Annotated in this window: 15 protein-coding genes and 1 pseudogene; 10 read left to right on the top strand and 6 right to left on the bottom strand. The window is 37.7% G+C overall.

Annotated features, from left to right (window positions below):
• Window positions 1-155 precede the first annotated feature (155 nt).
• Window positions 156-1,805 (bottom strand): AarF/ABC1/UbiB kinase family protein, encoded by a 1,650-nt coding sequence (locus RIV7116_RS10275; RefSeq protein WP_015118236.1) that lies wholly within the window; start codon window positions 1,803-1,805, stop codon window positions 156-158.
• 327 nt (window positions 1,806-2,132) lie between these two features.
• Complete coding sequence (locus tag RIV7116_RS10270; protein ID WP_015118235.1) at window positions 2,133-3,197, bottom strand: mannose-1-phosphate guanylyltransferase; 1,065 nt, start codon at window positions 3,195-3,197, stop codon at window positions 2,133-2,135.
• Window positions 3,198-3,312: 115 nt separating this feature from the next.
• On the opposite strand from RIV7116_RS10270, the gene RIV7116_RS10265 reads away from it, so the two are divergent.
• The 3 genes from RIV7116_RS10265 to murJ all read left to right on the top strand — a co-directional run bounded on the left by RIV7116_RS10265 (window position 3,313) and on the right by murJ (window position 7,476).
• Entirely contained in the window at window positions 3,313-4,755 is a 1,443-nt protein-coding gene (locus RIV7116_RS10265) for an LCP family protein (RefSeq protein ID WP_015118234.1), read from the top strand.
• 176 nt (window positions 4,756-4,931) lie between these two features.
• Window positions 4,932-5,438, top strand: coding sequence for a pentapeptide repeat-containing protein (locus RIV7116_RS10260; RefSeq protein WP_015118233.1), 507 nt, complete (start codon window positions 4,932-4,934; stop codon window positions 5,436-5,438).
• Between the two features lie 409 nt (window positions 5,439-5,847).
• Window positions 5,848-7,476: a murein biosynthesis integral membrane protein MurJ gene (murJ, locus tag RIV7116_RS10255; protein WP_015118232.1), complete on the top strand. Its 1,629-nt coding sequence runs from the start codon at window positions 5,848-5,850 to the stop codon at window positions 7,474-7,476.
• Window positions 7,477-7,592: 116 nt separating this feature from the next.
• Here murJ and RIV7116_RS10250 read toward each other — a convergent pair whose 3' ends face one another.
• Entirely contained in the window at window positions 7,593-8,330 is a 738-nt protein-coding gene (locus tag RIV7116_RS10250; RefSeq protein WP_015118231.1) for a leucine-rich repeat domain-containing protein, read from the bottom strand.
• A 123-nt stretch (window positions 8,331-8,453) separates the two neighbouring features.
• On the opposite strand from RIV7116_RS10250, the gene RIV7116_RS10245 reads away from it, so the two are divergent.
• Together RIV7116_RS10245 and tnpA are read left to right on the top strand one after the other, a co-directional pair.
• Window positions 8,454-9,383 (top strand): 1-aminocyclopropane-1-carboxylate deaminase/D-cysteine desulfhydrase, encoded by a 930-nt coding sequence (locus tag RIV7116_RS10245; RefSeq protein ID WP_157229274.1) that lies wholly within the window; start codon window positions 8,454-8,456, stop codon window positions 9,381-9,383.
• A gap of 288 nt (window positions 9,384-9,671) precedes the next feature.
• Window positions 9,672-10,076, top strand: coding sequence for an IS200/IS605 family transposase (gene tnpA / locus RIV7116_RS10240; RefSeq protein WP_015118229.1), 405 nt, complete (start codon window positions 9,672-9,674; stop codon window positions 10,074-10,076).
• A gap of 136 nt (window positions 10,077-10,212) precedes the next feature.
• On the opposite strand, the gene RIV7116_RS33780 is transcribed toward tnpA, so the two are convergent.
• Complete coding sequence (locus RIV7116_RS33780; protein ID WP_015118228.1) at window positions 10,213-14,208, bottom strand: G8 domain-containing protein; 3,996 nt, start codon at window positions 14,206-14,208, stop codon at window positions 10,213-10,215.
• A 359-nt stretch (window positions 14,209-14,567) separates the two neighbouring features.
• Here RIV7116_RS33780 and RIV7116_RS10230 point away from each other — a divergent pair, with 359 nt between their 5' ends.
• Window positions 14,568-15,356, top strand: coding sequence for an ABC-2 family transporter protein (locus tag RIV7116_RS10230; protein ID WP_015118227.1), 789 nt, complete (start codon window positions 14,568-14,570; stop codon window positions 15,354-15,356).
• A gap of 195 nt (window positions 15,357-15,551) precedes the next feature.
• Here the strand turns inward: RIV7116_RS10230 and RIV7116_RS10225 are convergent, their stop codons facing one another.
• Entirely contained in the window at window positions 15,552-16,382 is an 831-nt protein-coding gene (locus RIV7116_RS10225) for an alpha/beta fold hydrolase (protein ID WP_015118226.1), read from the bottom strand.
• Window positions 16,383-16,581: 199 nt separating this feature from the next.
• Between RIV7116_RS10225 and RIV7116_RS10220 the strand changes: the two genes are divergently transcribed.
• A complete protein-coding gene (locus tag RIV7116_RS10220; RefSeq protein WP_015118225.1) occupies window positions 16,582-16,962 on the top strand; it encodes a YidH family protein in 381 nt (126 codons plus the stop codon).
• Between the two features lie 270 nt (window positions 16,963-17,232).
• Complete coding sequence (locus RIV7116_RS10215) at window positions 17,233-17,679, top strand: CpcT/CpeT family chromophore lyase (RefSeq protein WP_083894056.1); 447 nt, start codon at window positions 17,233-17,235, stop codon at window positions 17,677-17,679.
• A 49-nt stretch (window positions 17,680-17,728) separates the two neighbouring features.
• On the opposite strand, the gene RIV7116_RS36400 is transcribed toward RIV7116_RS10215, so the two are convergent.
• Window positions 17,729-17,878, bottom strand: a complete 150-nt coding sequence (locus RIV7116_RS36400; RefSeq protein WP_198287585.1) for a hypothetical protein — start codon at window positions 17,876-17,878, stop codon at window positions 17,729-17,731.
• Window positions 17,879-17,968: 90 nt separating this feature from the next.
• Between RIV7116_RS36400 and RIV7116_RS10210 the strand changes: the two are divergent.
• Both RIV7116_RS10210 and RIV7116_RS10205 read left to right on the top strand, forming a co-directional pair.
• Window positions 17,969-19,348 (top strand): annotated as a pseudogene (locus RIV7116_RS10210) (RNA-guided endonuclease InsQ/TnpB family protein).
• Window positions 19,233-19,553, top strand: coding sequence for a hypothetical protein (locus tag RIV7116_RS10205; RefSeq protein ID WP_015118222.1), 321 nt, complete (start codon window positions 19,233-19,235; stop codon window positions 19,551-19,553). The pseudogene RIV7116_RS10210 and the gene RIV7116_RS10205 overlap by 116 nt, the downstream one beginning before the upstream one ends.
• Window positions 19,554-19,632 lie beyond the last annotated feature (79 nt).

Below are 19,632 nucleotides of genomic sequence, written 5' to 3'. Positions count from 1 at the left end.
CAATATATACCAGATTAAAGCTTAAAAAGGTCAAAGGTCAAAGATTTAAGGTCAAAGGTTTAGAGGGGGGAGAGGAGAAGAGGGGGGAAGAGGGGGTAGAAATTTTATTCCTAACTCCCATTACCAATTACCAATTACCCATTACCCATTACCTATTACCGTAATCTTCCGGAGCGCAAGATACTAACAATCAACCACAAACCTAATAAACTAGCAGCAGCAAACAAGATGTTACTAATTAAAGATAATTGTGCAGTTTGAGCGTTGGTGGAAATAATTGCTGCACCCATTATCAGCGAACCTACTAATACGCTGAAGGATAAACGATTGGCTGCATCATCTGTAGTACGTCGCAAACCGTCTAAACCTTTGATATTTAGATTCCATTCTAAGGTTTCTGTTGTTACTTGCTCTAATAAATATTCGATTTGACGGGGGAATTGTAAGGAAAGACTTTTTAAATCCAATGCTGTTCTTAAAAGAGAACGAACTGGTGAATCCCCAACCAGCTGTTTGCGGAATAAGTCGGTTAAAAAAGGTTTGATTTCTTCTAGGAAATTTATTTCCGGATTGAATCCTCTAGCTAATCCTTCTAAATTGGCGATGGTTTTGGCGTATAACCCCATATTGCTGGGTAAGCGGATATTGTTGTTACGAGCAACTTGAAAAACTTCGTAAACAATTTCAGAAAAATTAAGCTGAGCTAAGCTTAAATTAAAATATTTTCGCAGCATCCGGTCAAAATCACCTTCCAGACGCGACATATCCACCGACTTGGATGAACCTGCTAGCTGTAAAGTCAACTGAGCGCATCTGGGAGCATCTAAATCCACAATTGCCAGTAGCATTTCTATCAGTATTTGTTGAGTGCGGGGATCGAGTCTTCCTACCATACCGCAGTCTAACAAAGCAACGCGACCGTCATTAAGATAAAAGATATTGCCGGGATGGGGATCTGCATGAAAGAAACCGTCTACATACAATTGCTGACAGAAAACAGCAAATAACAAGCTGGTAACTCTTTGACGTTCCGTTTCCCGAGTCGTACTTTTATTGTTTTCGTTGGGTATAGTTGCCGATAAAATTGGCGCACCATCTAGCCATTCCATCACCATTAATTTTGACGAGGTTAGCTCCCAGTAGATTTTGGCAACTACTATATCTTTAGGATCGAACCAAGTACCTTCAGATAAATTGCGTCGTAGCTGATCGGTAAAGCCAGCTTCCCGTGTAAAATCTAATTCTGCTTCTAATGCAGTACAAAATTCATCGGCGATCGCCTTAATGTCATTAACTTGTCCAAATTCTGTACGAGCGACTAACTCGGCGATACCTTGTATTAAAGCAATATCTTGGTCAACAATCAAGTCAATTCCGGGGCGCTGGACTTTGATTGCGACTTCTTGACCAGTTTTTAAAGTAGCTTTATGGGTTTGAGCGATAGAACCCGCAGCTACAGGTATCGGGTTAATTGTGTCAAAGCTTTCTTCTAAAGGATTTTTTAATTGTTTGCGAATGAGTACTTCTACATCAGCCCAAGGCACTGGTGGTACATCATCTTGCAAAGTTGAAAGTTCATCAATATAAGATGCACTAAGTAAATCTGGACGAGTAGAAAGTAATTGCCCCAGCTTAACGTAAACCGGACCCAAATCTACCAAAATATTCTTTAAAACCGCAGGAGGAGGTAACTGAGGTTCATCGGCTTTACCAAGAGTAATCAGCCGTCGCATGTAATCCCAGCCATTGCGGAATAAAACTTCAATAATTTCTCTTTGACGAGGAACGGTTTGGGTTAGAAACATTTTTAATAATAATTAAATAGGTCAAAGGTTGAAGGTCAAAGGTCAAAGAGTTAGGAGTTATGAATTAATTAAGAGTGAGGAATTATTTTCTATTCCCTCTCTTGAATGTTCACTGATAACTGTTAACTGTTAACTGACTGAATAGCTATACTAGTAGGAAATACAGCTTTTACGCTTCTGTCAAGGGTTTGAGGTTTTATTCTTTAATCGAGGACTTTAGATCCTCCGGTTTTAGGTTTTGGGCGATTGGGTACGGTAATTTTTTGTATTTCACCTTACCCAATGCCCAATATATAATCCTTAAGACATAGTTACTTTATAGTTACTTTAAAGTAGTTCGGTAAAGCGAGAATCGGACTGTAGATTTTTAAGTACCTGTTTAATTTCTTGGGTGCGTTCTTTTTTGACAATTAAAGTGACATTCTTGTCGCGAACGACGACTACATCTTCTAGACCAATAGTAACAATTACGTCATCTTCATTGCTGGCGTAGAGAATGGCTCCTTGGGTGTCTAATCCTACATGAGTAGCTAATTCGACGTTTGGTTCTTTTTCTTTTTTAAGCAACCTTTCAATGGCGTTCCAGTCTCCTAGATCGTCCCAGCCAAATTCTACTGGTAAGACGTATGCTAGATTGGTCTTTTCCATCAAAGCATAGTCTACACTTAGTTTTGGCAGCTCGGGATAAATAGAAGGACCATTTTTTTCTATGGGTTCGATGATTTCTGGAGCATAAGTATATAATTCTTTGATAACAACCCCTGCTCTAAAAAAGAACATTCCACTATTCCAGCTAAAGCGTCCCGTTTGTAAAAAAGTTTCCGCCGTGTCTCGGTCGGGCTTTTCAGTAAAGCGATTAACGTGGTAGGCTGGCAAGTTGTTAAAGCTACCAAATTTTTCACCCTGTTCTATGTAGCCATAGCCTGTTGATGGAAATGTTGGTTTGATCCCGAGCGTTACAATCGCCGGATTTTGTGCGGCTAATTCGGCTGCTGCATTTAATGTGCTTGCAAATGCCTCTTGGTCGGCGATCCAGTGGTCGGCAGGGAAAAAGCCAATAATAGCGTCTTCACCATAACGCTTTTTAATTTCCAAACTAGCCCAGGCAACTGCTGCTGCCGTATCTCTTCCTTGTGGTTCTACAAGCAAGTTGGCTTCAGGCAATTCTGGTAATTGTTCTTTTACGCCTTCTGCTATCAGGCTAGAAGTTATCACCCATAAGGAATCCCAACCATCAGTCAGCGGTAACAGCCTGTCAGCAGTGGCTTGCATTAAGCTTCGAGAGGTGCCATCAAGATTTAAAAATTGCTTAGGTCGGGTTCGTCGAGAAAGAGGCCAAAAACGTTCGCCCTTACCACCTGCAAGAATTACGGGAAACAATCGTTTAGTCATGTTGTCTTACCAACCTAATTTACGACACTACAAGTGTACAGTGGGCTTTAAAAGTGGCAATATTTTTGGCTTGAATTAACATAACGTTTAAGGATTGGTTAGTGGGGAGTGAGTTGTGGTTAAACAAGTAGAAGGTTGGCAAAAACCGAATAGCTACGAGCAGGAGCAAGAATTACAGAATCAGCCTCCTGTAAATGGTCAGCTAGTCAAGGTTGAGCCAAGAAGTAGTAAAAAAACGAGTTCTATTCCCTCTCAGCTATATTATCGGCTGGGTTTGGCAATGCCCAGATGGCTGTTTTGGATTTTCACAGTTGTCATGGGGATTACTTTATCGGGATTACTGGTATCTTCTTTGGCTCTTTGGACTCCTTTATGGAGTGGTATCGAGAAGAGTGATTCGGAGTTTGGATGGTCGCCAATAGATGCTGACGATGCGCCGTTACCTGGGGCTTTGTGGAGCAATATTTCTCAATACCAGCTAAGAAAACCGATGAATATTTTGGTTTTAGGAATCGAACCGGTTCCGGGTACGGTTGAAGGTTCCCCAGAAAGCTTTTCTGGAACTAGCGATACCATGCTATTAGTGAGATTTAACCCCCAAGATAAATCCATTCGGGTACTTTCGATTCCCAAGGGTACGATGATCTCAATTCCCGAAGAAGGATTAAATAAAGTATCTCAAGCGAACGCTTTTGGTGGCCCGGTTTTAGCTGCGCGGGTAGTAAGTCGTAGTTTAAGTAATGCGCCGATTCATCGCTACATTCGTATTTCAACTGCTGGAATGCAGCAATTAGTAGACCAGTTGGGAGGAGTCGAAGTATTTGTACCCAAGGCAATGCAGTACAAAGATTCGGCTCAAAAATTATCGATTAATTTAGTGGGTGGTTGGCAAACTCTCAACGGCGAACAAGCACAACAATTTGTCCGCTACAAAGAAAAAGGTTCGGGGGATTTAGAAAGAGTCCAACGACAGCAAACAATGCTGTTAGCATTGCGCGAACGTCTTTGGAGTCCTAAAGTATTACCTCGCCTACCACAGTTAACTCGCGTAATGCGGAAGTATTTTGATACTAACTTGAAGCTGGAAGAAATGATGGCATTAGTCAATTTTGCTTCCCAAGTAGAGCGAGACGATTTTCAAATGACTATGCTACCGGGAATATTCAGCGCTTTGAGTGCAGATCCCGATAGTTACTGGTTGAATTTGACTGGACAAGGCGACTTGCTTTCCAACTACACGGGTATGAACCTGGCAAGCCTTAAGCAAAATACAAAACCGCTTACCAGCTTAAAAATTGCCATCCAAAATACCGGCAATCGACCAGAACAAACTCAAAAAACTATTGAAGTTCTGAAAAAACAAGGCTTCGTAAATGTTTACGCCGTGGCAAACTGGCCGGACAAACGAGCAAAATCCGAAGTCATAGTTCAAAAAGGCAACAAAGCAGCAGCGCAAGAATTACAGCAAATTTTAGGCATCAATCATATTGATATATCTGCTACTGGCGATATAAAATCTGACCTAACAATACGTCTTGGCAAAGATTGGAAACAGTGAACAGTTATCAGTGAACAGTTATCAGTTATCAGTTACCAGGTTTATGGTAATTGGTAATTGATTCCTGAACTGAGATCCACACCCTACCCTACGGGAACACCTGGCGGTCAACGGGTGAATAACTGATAAGTGATAATTTATTACTGTTAACTGTTGACTGTTCACTGTATAAGATTATGAAAAAAATTCTTTTTCGCTTTTTAGGCTTAGTGTTTATTTTATGTCTGGCTTGGTTGTGGGTATTGCTTGATGCCCATCCGGCTTTTGCTCAAACAAACACGATTAACTACAGTAGCACGAATTTAGAAAACCGCGATTTTTCAAATCAAGATTTAACAGCAGTTAACTTTATTTCCGCTGAAATGCGGGGAACGAATTTTCAAGGTGCTGACTTAACAAACGCAATGTTTACCAAAGGCAATTTATTAGGAGCCAATTTAGAAGGGGCAAATTTTACAAATGCTTTGGTAGATCAAGTAACGCTGGATAATGCCAACCTGAAAAACGCCAACTTTACACAAGCAACAATGAGCCGCAGCCGCTTTTTTGATGCTGATATTACCGGAGCCGATTTCACAGACGCGATAATCGACCGCTACCAGGTGAAATTGATGTGCGATCGCGCTTCTGGGGTGAACCCGGAAACTGGTGTAGAGACTCGGTATAGCTTGGGTTGTCGGTAATTGGTCATTGGGCATTGGGCATTGGTAATTGGTAGTTGGTAGTTGGTAATTGGTAATTGGTAATTGGTAGTTGGTAGTTGGGAGACAAGGGGACAAGGGGACAAGGAGAGATAAGGAGAGATAAGGAGAGATAAGGAATGAAGGCACAAATTATTAATTCACTAGGCGCTATTCCCTACTCCTAACCCCTAATTCCTAACTATGCCCCATGCCCTATGCCCCCTTCGGGTTGCGCCACTTGCTACAAGTCGGGGAACCCGCCCAACGCAGTGACTTACTATGCCCCAAGCCCAATCCCCAATTACCCATTACCCATCAATGAATTTGTCAAATTTTCCCTGACTACTAACTTAATTTCTGGTTAAATACTTTCAGCTATCTTTAATTAGAATATTGTCGGGTAATATTTGTGACAAAACAACAAGATAAACCTTCTCGTTCGTTTGCTGGGATTGCTGGCATTATTGCCGCTGCCACTTTAATTAGTAAAGTTTTTGGTTTGGTGCGGCAGCTGGTTATATCTGCCGCTTTTGGTTTGGGGCCTGCTGCTGCTGCTTTTCAATACGCTTATACGATACCAGGATTTTTGCTGATATTGCTCGGCGGTATTAATGGCCCTTTTTATAGCGCTGTAGTTAGCGTTTTAGCTAAGCGCAAGAAGGAGGAAGCAGCGCCGTTGTTAGAAACGATTATGACGCTGATTGGTGGAATACTATTTATTGTCTCAATCGTTATAGTCATTACTGCCCCTTTGTTTGTCGATCTTTTTACAATGCCCGTTGAAGAGGGAGCAACTAAGCAGTTAGTTCAAGAAATTGCCATCCGTCAATTGCGAATTATGGCTCCAATGGCGGTTTTAGCGGGTTTGATTGGTATTGGTTTTGGGGCTTTGAATACTGCTAACGTATATTGGCTTCCTTCTATCAGTCCTTTGTTTTCCAGTACTGCACTTGTAGCGGCTGTAGGCATTCTTTATCTACAAGTTGGTAACAAAATCAGTACTCCCGAATATGCAATGTTGGGAGGAACCTTTTTAGCTGTAGGAACTTTGGTAGGAGCGCTTTTGCAATGGTTTATGCAGATAGCAGCGCAAACAAAAGCGGGTATGGGCAGAATTCGCTTGCGATTCGATTTTAATCAGCCAGCAGTAAAAGAAGTCCTCAGAATTATGGGACCTGCGACTTTTTCTTCTGGGATGCTGCAATTTAACCTTTACACCGATTTGTATTTCGCTGGATTTATTGGTACTCAAGTTGCACCTGCTTTAGCAAATGCTGGGTTGTTAGTACAAACTCCCTTGGGAATTATTTCTAATGTAATTTTAGTGCGTTTGCTACCAGTGTTTGCCCGACTCGCAGATCCACAAAATTGGGAAGATTTAAAATTAAAGATTCGTGAGGGGTTATTGCTTTCCGCTTTTACAATGTTGCCTTTGGGTGCTTTGATGGTGGCTTTAGCAAACCCGATTGTCAAGATAGTCTACGAGCGCGGTGCTTTCAACCCAGAAGCTACTCAATTAGTTGCTTCTTTGCTGGTTGTAAATGGCATCGGTATGTTTATTTATTTAGGACGCGATGTTTTAGTCCGGGTATTTTACGCTTTGGGTGATGGAAACACACCATTTCGTATCAGTATGATAAATATTTTTCTTAATGGTTTATTTGACTATCTATTTATTAAAGTTTTTAATTTAGGCGCACCAGGTTTAGTATTAGCAACAGTGGGAGTAAATTGTAGTTCGGTATTCATGTTGTTATTCCTACTCAACCGCAAATTAAATGGTTTACCTATAGTAAAGTGGAGTTTGCCGATATTAGGATTAGCTGCGGGTAGTGTAGTAGCAGGTGCGGCAAGTTTTGCAACTTCTTTAGGTATGGCAAAGATTATAAATTCGGATAATTTATTAATTCAGCTTTTACAATTATCAATATCTGGTTTTGCGGGATTAGCAGTTTTCGGAGTTGTTGCTTCGATGATGAATATACCGGAAGTTAATGATTTTGCGGCTCAGATGAGACGGAGGTTTTTGAAGAGGTAGAAGTTGGGTGTGTTACGGCACGGAATAATATCCGAGGAAAACAATACGTCAATGTTGCCGTAACGCACCATCGAATATTAAGGTGTATTACAGATTTTGTATATAGAATCTAAATTTTAGATTGCAGAATTTTCAAAATATTCGCGAATTGCAATAATACCTTTTTTTGCAACTTCTAAAGATGGATTTTCTAAGGGGTTATTGTTTAAATAAATTTCATTTAAGCCGGAGATATAACTAATATACTCAGGTAATTCAGTTAGTTGATTTTCTTCTAAATCGAGTATAGTTAAATTAGTGAGACGGCTAATAAATTCTGGTATTTCCGTCAGTTTATTTTCACTTAAATCAAGTTCTATCAAGTTGATGAGACGGGTAATAGATTCTGGTATTTCTCTTAGCTGATTATTCCATGACCATAGTTTAGTTAAATTAGTTAATTTTGTAACTGATTCTGGTAATTTACTCAAATCATTATCACTAATATTTAGTTCTGTTAAATTCTTAAGATGAATAATAGATTCAGGAATTTTAGTTAGTTGATTATCGCTTACATCAAGTTTAATTAAATTACTTAAGCTAAAAATATATTCGGGAATTTCTATAAGTTGATTTTCAGATATATCGAGAGAAGTTAAATTATTAAGATTAGTAATATATTCAGGTATGCTCGTCAGTTTATTATTGCATAAATATAATTCCCTTAACCATTCGATTTCAAATATTTCCAAAGGAACTTCTGTTAGCTTTTGACTTTTATACATCCAGGGAACCCAACTTAAATTTAACCAGCTAAGCTGGTTATTTTGAGTTTCACGGATTCTTTCAATTGCCCATTGTGGTGTATTTGTCATATTAGTGTTTACTTGTTCCCTATTTTTTTTGGTACTTTATAGATGGTAATTTATTAAATGAATAACTAAAATTTAAGTAGAGACATTGAAATGCAGTGTCTCTATAGTTATTTTTGCCCAAATATGCTTAATAAACCAAGTCCAATACAGCTTATTGAAGATGAACTATTAACAAAACGCAGCATACGCCTATTTGTTAAACGAGATGATTTGATTCATCCGCAAATTTCGGGTAATAAATGGCGTAAATTAAAATATAATCTCCAAGTAGCAAAACAACAGCAACAACAGCGCTTACTTACTTTTGGCGGAGCTTATTCCAATCATATTGCCGCAACCGCAGCAGCAGGAAATATGTTTGGTTTTGAGACGATTGGTGTAATTCGAGGGGAATTAGTGAAACCTTTGAATCCAACTTTGAATTTAGCGCAACAGCAGGGAATGAAGTTTGTGTTTGTAGGAAGAAAAGAGTACCGGGAAGAGAAAGCGGAAATAGCCGCACGGTTACAGGATGAGTTGGGAAGCTGTTATGTAATACCCGAAGGTGGAAGTAACACTTTAGCTGTTAAAGGTTGTGCTGAGATAGTTGCAGAAGTGCAAGAACAACTTGATAACGTACCGGATTATTTTTGTGTAAGTAGCGGTACGGGTGGAACAGCTGCGGGATTGGTTGTTGGATTGGCTGGAGTGTCTTTGGTGAAGGTATTTCCAGCGCTTAAAGGTAATTTTATTCTAGATGAAATTCATAGTTTGATATGGGAATTTGTGGGAGAAAGCTACGATAATTGGCAGTTAATAAGTGATTATAATTTTGGTGGTTATACAAAATGGAATCAGGAATTAATCGATTTTATCAATGATTTTTATAAAAAAATTCGGTTACAAATTGACCCAATTTATACAGGAAAATTATTTTATGGTGTATGGAATGAAATTGAAAAAGGTAATTTTAAAGAGAATAGTACGATTGTGGTAATTCATACAGGTGGTTTGCAGGGAATATTAGGTTTTAATCAACGTTTTGGGGATTTATTAAAAAATGTAGAGACGTAAAATTTTACGTCTTTCCAGATTTAGGTTGCTAACAAATGATTTTTCATAAATGATTTGAAGCCGCCGACACCCTAGAAGGGTGCGGCTACATTTACGAAGCCCACCTTCGTGGGCTAATTAATTTTTTAAGCCCACGAAGGTGGGCTTTGTTTCGATAGCCCCAGCCTTCTAGGCTGAGGGCGATTGTGAAGCCTTCTGTGGGGTGATGGTTCTATTATCGAAATGTTATTTAAGCATTAAATAAGGGAAATATAGAATTATTCGCTTTTAATCCGTTTAATATAAAAAATGTCGAGAAATTTTACTCAATTATATTTACATTCTGTTTGGGCAACCTGGGATAGATTACCCTTAGTAACAGAAGATATTCAAGATATTATTTATGCTGCTATTGCGAAACAATGTAGAGATTTAGGATGCACTGTAATTGCTGTCGGAGGTATTGCAAATCACGTACATCTGCTCACAAATTTTCCGCCTAGTTTAACAATATCTGAATTAATTGGAAAGGTAAAAGGAAGTTCTTCTCATCTTATTACTCATGAAGTTAAACCGGATAGCTTTTTTAAATGGCAAGGTGCTTACGGTGCGTTTACTGTTAGTCGTAATGGTATTGAAGCAGTAACGAATTATATCGAAAACCAAGCTACACATCACAGACAAGAAACTTTGATTTCGGAGTGGGAAATGTAGCTCACCGCCGTCACCCGCTTATGGGTGCGGCTACACTTACGAAGCCCACCTGCGTGGGCTAATTAATTTCTTAAGCCCACGAAGGTGGGCTTTGTTCCGATAGCCCCACTCTTCTAGAGTGAGGGCTTCCTCAAATTCAAACCCCAAAATCAATCTTCACAATCATATCGTTGTAATCAAAATCCCCGGTATTTCCCGAATCTTCAAAACCGAAGATGTTATCACCCAAAATCCTCACGCTATCTACGTTATCGGTATTTGCTCCTAATTGCGAGAATAAAACTTCTGCTTCACCGTTGATTGCTTCCTGTAAACCTGCATCGACAATCATAAATGAAGATATCAGGCTTCCACCTTGTAATATTCCGTCGTAGGATGCGGTTTGCTGATTCTCGGTTTGAAGTAAATCAATACTGGTAATTCTATTGTCTAAAGCTGCTTGCCTATATCCCTGTTCCCCAACATTGATGTCTGCAATACCGTCTCCAGTAATATCGATTCCGCCTTCTGCGTCAGCGATTTGATAAAAGCCGATTATATTGTCGTATTCTGCTTCTCGGTATACGTCGATATTAACTGATATTTCAACAGTTTCATCCCTTAAATCGATTAGTTCTGTTTGTGTTTGCAGTTTTGTTCCTGTTACTGAAGTATCTTCTGCAAACTGTACGTTTAATGATATTGCTGATAATTCTAAGGAAAAACCTTGTTGATTGAAATTGCTTACCTGTATTTGAGAAGAGTTGGAAAATAATACGGTTAAGTTTGTTTTGCCGCTTTCTCTTATCTCTGTAATCGCTGTATCTCTGCTTCCGTTGGGGATTGTGTAGAAACCAAATTGTCTTTGAGAATCAAGTTCGAGGATACGTTTAATATTTGTAGGGTTGAATCCGTTGGGTGAGTTGGAAATTGTAGAGAAAATTACTTGCGATCGCGATAAAGCAGCTTGCAGATAATCTGGAGAATTTGGAGCGATGCCGTTAATATTTCCGTTTTGGTCATCAACTATAAATATACCAATTTCGCTAACATTTTCAGTTGAGATGTTATCGAGATTGAATTTAAGGTTTTTGCCTTCGGGTAGAGTATATATTCCGGAATTTTCAATTTCTAAAGGATTTGTTCCTAAAGTTTGGGGATTTTCAATTTCTGGTATGTCGATGGTTGGAATTTCAATTTCTGGTAGTTCTTGTATTAATTCGGGTACAATTATGTCTTCGGGGGTGACTATTGGTAAACCTTCACCGATTATTGCGACATCATCTATGGCAATCAAATCTCCGGATTGATTTGCTTCTTTGGTGTTAATTTGGAACATTAAATAGTCGTAACCGGTTCCTAAATCGATATCTCGTGTAATTTCTTTCCAATCGTAATCGGAACCTCCAAAGTCTTCTTCTAATAATTTAAAGCTATCCATTGGCAAAACACCAACTTGAGTTGGTCCTTCACCAGAATATAAGTCATTTTCAAACTCTCCATTTACGCCGTAAACAGTTACTAAAATTTGATTTTCCTGTAACGGTTCGGAACTTCCTTCAATATTTTTAAAATTGAAACTAAGGGTTTGCAATCCTCTGGTAATTTGATTATCGTAAATAATCTGCGATAATCCCGCACTAAATTCTCCAGATAAAACAACCGAACCACCTCTATCAGAATTATGTTTTGTTCCTGGAGTTGCAAACCAACCTTGATTGGCAGCGGTACTATTAGCTTTATAGTCTTCTCCCAACTGATTAGAACTAAAATCACCGTTAATTAAAGGATTTTTGTAAGCTGTTTGTTGGATATTAATAGCTTGAGTAATAGTATTAGCTGTACCTTGGTTATCCCAAACTTTTAAAGTAATATCTTGCAAACCAGCTTTGTCAAAATAATGATTGATTTTACGACCAAATTTATCAATATCTCCGTCATTATTCAAATCCCAACCATAAGCAACAATTCCTTTGCTGGGTTGATTTTTAAATTTTGCATCGGTATCTTCATCGAAGGAAGCACTTGCATCAAGCTGTATTGCATAACCTCCAATTGCTTGAGTTTGAAAAGTTGCTGTTGGAGCTAAATTACCTACGACTGGTTCAAATTCAGTATTATTAATTTCAAAATAGCTGGGAAAATCTTCTATTTCTTCTAAAAAGTTATCTTCTGGTTTCGGGGGTTCTGTTGAAACAAATACATTATCTATTTCTGAAAAACTACTATTTTTCAATTCGGAAGCAATAAAGTCTTTTCCAGCATCAAAGGGTACTGTCAAACCGTCTTCAAATCTTTTGATTTTTAAGTTATCAAATATCTCTTCTTTTGAAGCATGATTTGTAAATATCCCCAGTCCGTGACGGTCATTTATATCCGTACTGTCACCGACAATTAAACCGTCTTTAAATTCAAAATTGTTATTATAAAATAGGACAATTCCTTTTTCATAAATATTCCATAACTTAAAATCTTCTAGAGTTGAAATATATTCATGAGCAGGTCTTTTTAAACCTTCAGAATCAAAATTTGAATCTAATTGTCCGTCATCGTTGCGTACTTTTCCCCAAGAAAAAATCCCATCTCGGGAATTATAACTTTCAAAACCAGATAATTGAAACGGTACCGCACCAACATCGACTTTTGTTTCATCATCGGTACCTTTAGCAATATTCTTTAGATAATCGGGTAAATTTTTGACATCAATAAACTTCTTATCCCTAACCGATTCTCCCCCGTCATTACCGCCGTATATATTGATACCACCACCAGCCGCACTAATCGCAACGTTATCTTCGATTGCGATCGCAGCAGCACCTTGAACCCAGTAGCCCTCACCATCAAAGCCAAAATCGAAGTTTAGTACTCTGGGGGAATCTGGATCTAAGGCATTTCTGTCGCCAGAAAAACCTACAGTCTTAATAGTAATATTGTTTCGCCAAGCACCAATTTCGTTACCAGACTCAGTAATAATACCAGAGCCAACAACATCAAAAACAACGTTATCTTCAATAATTGCGTGACTGTCGTGATGGACAATTCCCCAACCGGGAGAATCAACGATGGCATTACCCTTAGCAATAGCAGCCATACCGTTGATATCTTCGGAGCCTGCGCGGTGAAAGTGTAGCGCGTATCTACTGCGAATATTGGTACCGTTACCGACACTACCATCTAGATTTCGTCCGATATCATCTACTGGTATAGACTTATCGGTACGCCCCAAACCATAAAACCCCGCGTTGTATACCCGCACGTCAGTGTTATGCATAAACATGACATGAGCGCGTTGATTGAGGGGTACCCTATCGGCATTTTCGGTTGCAAAGCTGACGTTACGGCTAGTATTTGCCACGTATAAATTTAACTGGTCTTTTTCGGCAATATCCGGTCTTTTGTGGTCAAACCGCAGTACAGTATTATCTCCCGAAGTAATATCATTATTAGTGAATTTAACTATATTGCCGTTAATTTCTGTAATAGTTAAAACTTCATCTTGGAAGCGAGAATTATCTTCATCCTTACCATCGTAATCGTATTGAGTACCGCCGACGACGATTGTATCGCCAACTTGCCAGCCTTCAGGAACGTTTTTTAAAATTAATTGATTTGTACCGGCAAAAACATCATTTTGAAGAGTCAGAAAATCGGTTTTTTCAGTACCGAAAATATCAACTTTACCGTGACTTACCAAACCCCGACTTAGTTGTTTGACATCCCAATTTGTATCTATGGGTGTATCGCTAGTAAAAATTATTTGTGCAGTTTTATCAGCTTGAATTGGATTATCTTTAGTACCGATAGATAATTCAGCTTCTTTAGAAACAAAAATACTATCTATAACTAATTTTGTATTTTGATTGGATGCAAATTGTAGTTTTCCATCTACCCGCATCACATTTAAACGAGTATCACTTGCATTATCGTAGGTTACCGTTACCCCTTCGGAAATAACTACATCATCACCGCTTTCGGGAATCTTACTATTTTCCCAAGTATTGGAATCAAACCAGGAACCATTATTAATGGCAACAACAGGATTATTCAACCTTTGCGATAGATTCACCAAATCCATATGCTCTTTTTGCTTCACCGGATTATCCGAGTGATTCATATGAGCTTGAGAGTGCATCATATTATTTATTGAATTCATAATTAATACAGGTTTTTATAAATGCTACTAATGAGGAAAATGATGAGATGATAGAAGTGGCGTTGAAAACCCTGTACTTAAAATTTCGGATACACCTAATTAATTTCGCCTATTAGTATATTTTGCGTTGAGAGATTATTCTTATCTTCAGAGTTTTTACTTAATTTATATAAAGAATTTAGAAATGAATAGTAATGAAAAGGGTAAGTTTTAAGAAAGTGTTTGTAAAGTAAATAAGATTAATAACTATTAATTGAAGTGGGATTAGCAAGCAGAGAATAAAGAATAATTTGCTGATTTAATTTTTAAAATTTTGCTTCTTTCTTATAAAATACTAACAACTAACAAATAACAAATTTATGAAACGTATAATCAGAAAAGCTGTCACCCTACTCACGGTATACTACGCCTACATGGTAGAATACCGCGCCGAATTAATATTATGGGTTTTAACGGGTTCCCTGCCGATAATTATGATGGGAGTTTGGACGGAAGCAGCGGAAGGAGGAAAATTTGGTTTATCTTCAACAGATTTTGCTCGTTATTTTCTAGCGGTGTTTTTAGTCAGACAATTAACAGTTGTATGGGTAATTTGGGAATTTGAAAGAGAAGTCGTAGAAGGGAAACTTTCACCGCGTTTGCTACAGCCTTTAGACCCGGTATGGTATCATGTATCTTCTCACCTTTCAGAAAGAGTTGCTCGTATACCCTTTGCCATATTTTTGATAATTTTGTTTTTCGCACTTTATCCCCAGGCTGTTTGGGTACCAAGTTTCGTACAAATAATATTATTTTTCTTGGCTTCGGCAATGGCTTTTGCTCTGCGCTTCGTGATTCAATATACCTTTGCAATGTTCGCATTTTGGACGGAAAGAGCCTATGCCTTGCACGATTTTTGGTTTTTATTCTATCTATTTTTGTCGGGAACTATAGCACCATTAGAAGTATTTCCCGAACAGGTAAGGCAGATAGTATTATTAACACCATTTCCTTATTTAATTAACTTCCCCGTCAGTATTTTAGTGGGCTTACCAACAGATATTGCAAGAGGTTTTTTATCAACAACAGGTTGGTTTATCTTATTTCTAGGAATTAATCGAATTATGTGGAGACAAGGGTTGAAAAAATATTCCGGAATGGGAGCGTAATCAGTTAACAGTGAACAGTTATCAGTGAACAGTAATTATTTAGCATTTTTTGCAAGTTTTAAAGCTGTAATTATAATTTAATAACAGATTTTAATTGAAAAAAATTACCTACAATTAATAGTATCGAATAATCACTATTATCTTGAACTAATACAATTGATAACTGTTCGCTGTTCACTGTTCACTGTTCGCTGTTCACTGATTTAAAAATTTCCCTACCTTCTTATTAAACGCTTCTGGTTCCGTCATAAAACACCAATGATTTCCCGGTAATTGAGATATCTGTAAGTTTTTTAAATAGGTTTTGTAAGGTTTTAGTTGCCAATCTTGCCGGTTTACTCCTTTTTCTGGCTGTACGAAAAGAGTAGGAATATTCACTGACTCCGTTAAACCTGGTACCTGCATAACTTCGTCAAAAATACCGTCTCGTGCGGCTATGGTAAATTTACTTCCCCAATTACCATCAGCTTTTTGTTCGATGCTGTTTTGAAAGACTTTTTGCTGTAAAGGAGTCCAATCTTGATATTGACTTAACTGACGTGCTTGTTTTTCTGCTGAGTCATAACTTTCAAAAGGTCCCATGCCTTTAAGAAAGGGTAGAACGCGGTATAAAATTGGAAAAGAAAATTTGAAAAAATCGGGCATTTTCCAAATAAAAATTGGATCTACCAACACCATACTTTTCAAACGTTGGGGATTCTTGGTTGCCCAAATACAAGCTAACTTACCACTCCAAGAATGTCCGATAATATGAGCGTTTTTCCATCCCAAACTATCCATCAAAGCTTCTAAATCTCTGATAGTGCTACTAAATGTATAATCATTTTCTGGTTTGCTACTTTCACCATGACCGCGCATATCTGGAGCAATTATATGATAATCTGCGGCTAAATAATCGCCCAAATTAGACCAAATAAGGGCATTGTCAGCTAAACCGTGGAGTAATAATAAAGGTTCTTTTCCTTGATTCCATTCTAAGTAAGACAGTTGAATATCTGGTAGAGATAAAGTTTTACGAATAAACATAATCCATCATCAGCGATAAATTTTCACCCGCAGGGTGTGGTTCATCAATTATCAACTAGTTCTTTATTGTTAATTGTTCATTGATAATTTTTTATAAAATCATTGTTGCAGAAATTAAACCGCTATTGACTATACCACATGAAATTTAACATCCTTATCAATGTAAAATTATCAAATATTCTGTTATTTATACTTATTAATGGCGAACAAAAATAGGGACAGTCGCCTTAGAGAACATCTAGCTAACGAGCGTACTTTTCTAGCTTGGTTACGGACATCAATTTCTTTAATTGGTTTTGGCTTAGCTATTGCTAGATTTAGTTTATTTTTACGCCAACTACAAACCACAACTGCTAGTCAAACAGTCAAAAATAATTCTATATTTAATTCCGAAAATTTAGGATTATGCTTGGTAATTATTGGCATTATAGTTATTGCTTTAGCGGCTTGGCGTTATAATCGAGTATTTCGACAAATTGAACGAGCCGATTACCGACCAAGTCGTGTATTAATTTGGTTTTTAAGCACTATTGTAATGCTGCTAGGGATATTAAGTATTCCTTTACTTTTGATGCGTTAATAATTATGTATTTAATCAAAAATACCTGCAAAAACAGAGATAAATGCAAGTTTAAATATTGATATTTTCTAGTAGATGAACCTCCTTGTGCTTCATTATCAGTATTTCTACAAAGCAATGTAAAATTTTAGTAAATAATCCTAGAAAATCAATTAAGATATTATGCTTAACGTCTCCGAAATATTGCTTAATTGGAAATTACATTATAAATTTACTCATAACTAAAATGAGCAATTAAAAAATCTATCTAAAGTAAAATTATCTTGGAAAATGATGAATAAATTCAAAGTGTATGCTTTAACAGTTGTACTTTCAGGATTTACATTTGCTAATTCAAATCGTGCTGCTGCTAGTATTGCTCCACCAATTGAGACACAAGTAAATGAAGTAACACGGTGGTTTACTGGAAACTTTGACAATTCCACACAGGTAGCTAATAATCCCAGGGTACCCTTAATTGACTTGTCTACCTGTAGCGTAGAATTAGCTGGTGGAAATCAAGCTGCAAATACACAAAATCTTTACTTACAACAGCAAAGTAATGTTTTTGAACGCAATAGTTTTTATTCTTTTAGTCAAGGAAATGATATAGTTAACCTCGGCGTTCGTAGCGTTATTAATCCAGAGTTTTTAAGCGGGATATGTAACCGTCCTAAATCCGAACGTATTGTTAATTTTAGCTTGGAACCGGAGAAGCCTCCCGCCTACACGAAGTGAGGCGGTGAGATGAATCCGAGGATAAAAGTTTTGCGTCCTAAAAGCAATGTCAACTTGTTGACGAGCTTTTTAGGACAGCGAGACTTTTATCAATTTCTTCGGATGGCAACGAGTCAATCAAATCTTCAAGAATTGCGGTCATGGTTTTATCCTTGCTTGCCGCGTATAGCTTTAACTTATTTAATCTGCGCTCACTCATTCTTACGTCTAATCTTTTTTACTCATCAGTCTGTACAATGGCTGTATGTTTATGTTATTATAGTTATAGGTCGAACCAAGGAATAAATCAATGAAAACTTCTTACCAATTCAAAATTAAGCCAACAAATCAACAAGCAGAAAAAATTGACAATACATTAAATATGTTGCGTTATCAATACAATTTTTTGTTGGCTCAAAGATTTAACTGGTATGAACAGAACCGTTGTTCAATTGATAGATGTTCCTTGGTTTGCTACCTGCCTGAATTAATAGAGCAACCAAATTATTACAATCAAAAAGCATCTTTAACACAACTTAAAAAGAACATCCTTGGTACAAAGATATTCATTCCCAAGTATTACAGGAAGTTCCGAAAAGAGTTGAAAAAGCTTTTGATAGATGGTTGAAAGGTGATGCTAACGCGAAGCTCGCCGGAAAGAGTACTCTGTCCGGCAGACTTCGCGGTAAAAAATCGGGACGGCCGAGATTTAAGGGCGAAGGTCAATATAAGACTTTTACTTATCAGCAGTTCAAGCAACATCATTTCTCAAATAAAGTGATAAAGCTTTCAAAAATTGGTGATGTAAAAGTAATCGTACATCGTCCTATTCCAGACGGTTTCACAATAAAAACTGTATCCGTCACGAAGAAAGCGGATGGTTATTATGTAACTTTGAGCCTTGATGATAAGACAGTACCAACAATTAAACCTGACTTTAACCGGGATAATATTGTTGGGATTGATGCCGGATTAATAGACTTTATTGTTACGTCTAATAACGAAAGAGTTGCAGCACCAAAATATTTACGTAAAGCAGAACGTAAATTATGTAAAGCTCAAAAGCGCGTTTCTCGCCGCAAAAAAGGTTCTAATAGACGTAAAAAAGCTATACGAAAATTAAGTAAACAGCATAAAAAGATTGCTGATACAAGGAAAGATTTTCATTTTAAAATAGCTAATCGACTACTTAAAAATTATGATGTAGTAGCGGTTGAAAAGTTAAATATAAAAGGTCTGGCTAGGACTAGACTTGCTAAAAGTATTCATGACGCAGGTTGGGGACAATTCATTTCAATACTTACAAACAAAGCCGAAAATGCTGGTTTGGTGGTAATAAAAGTATTGCCTCATGGTACTTCTCAAGAGTGTTCAAATTGTGGTCACAAAGTAAAGAAACCTTTGTCTCAAAGAATGCATAATTGCCCGGTTTGTCATACTTCTATTTGCCGTGACCAAAATGCCGCAATTAACATCAGGAATCGTGGGGCGCACGACCTGTATAAACAAGCTCAGTTTATGTCTAGGGTTGCCTAGAGTCTCTGAGAAGCCCACACTCACCCGAAGGGGAGTGTGTGGAGTACGTCACCAACCTCATTCCAGTCAGCTGCGACTTAGAAATTACTTACGAACCCAACTTTTATACTGGAAACAATGCTCCCGATGGCTGTCCAACAAGTTCTGGTGGTAAAGTTGTTTCTCAGGTAACTATTAGAGAAAATAGCATTGATGCCTTGGATCAAATTTTTAATTCTCAAGGTGACTTAATAGTAAATACTCCCATCCAATATCGTCGAATTGCTTCTGTACCCGAACCAAAAATAATTTTCGGACTTTTAGCTATCAGTTTATGGAGTGCGAAAAAAGCTATTTTTGAAAAACAGAGCAAAAAATGAATCGAAACTTGCTTAGATTGATTAAATAAAATTGCCACAATTGAACCTATTTAACAGAATTTAAAACAGTTGCAAAATA

It is taken from the genome of Rivularia sp. PCC 7116 (genome assembly GCF_000316665.1).
In the GTDB taxonomy this organism is placed as follows: domain Bacteria; phylum Cyanobacteriota; class Cyanobacteriia; order Cyanobacteriales; family Nostocaceae; genus Rivularia.
Note: the sequence above shows the minus strand (reverse complement) of the source record. Positions and strands in the feature narration are given on the sequence as shown.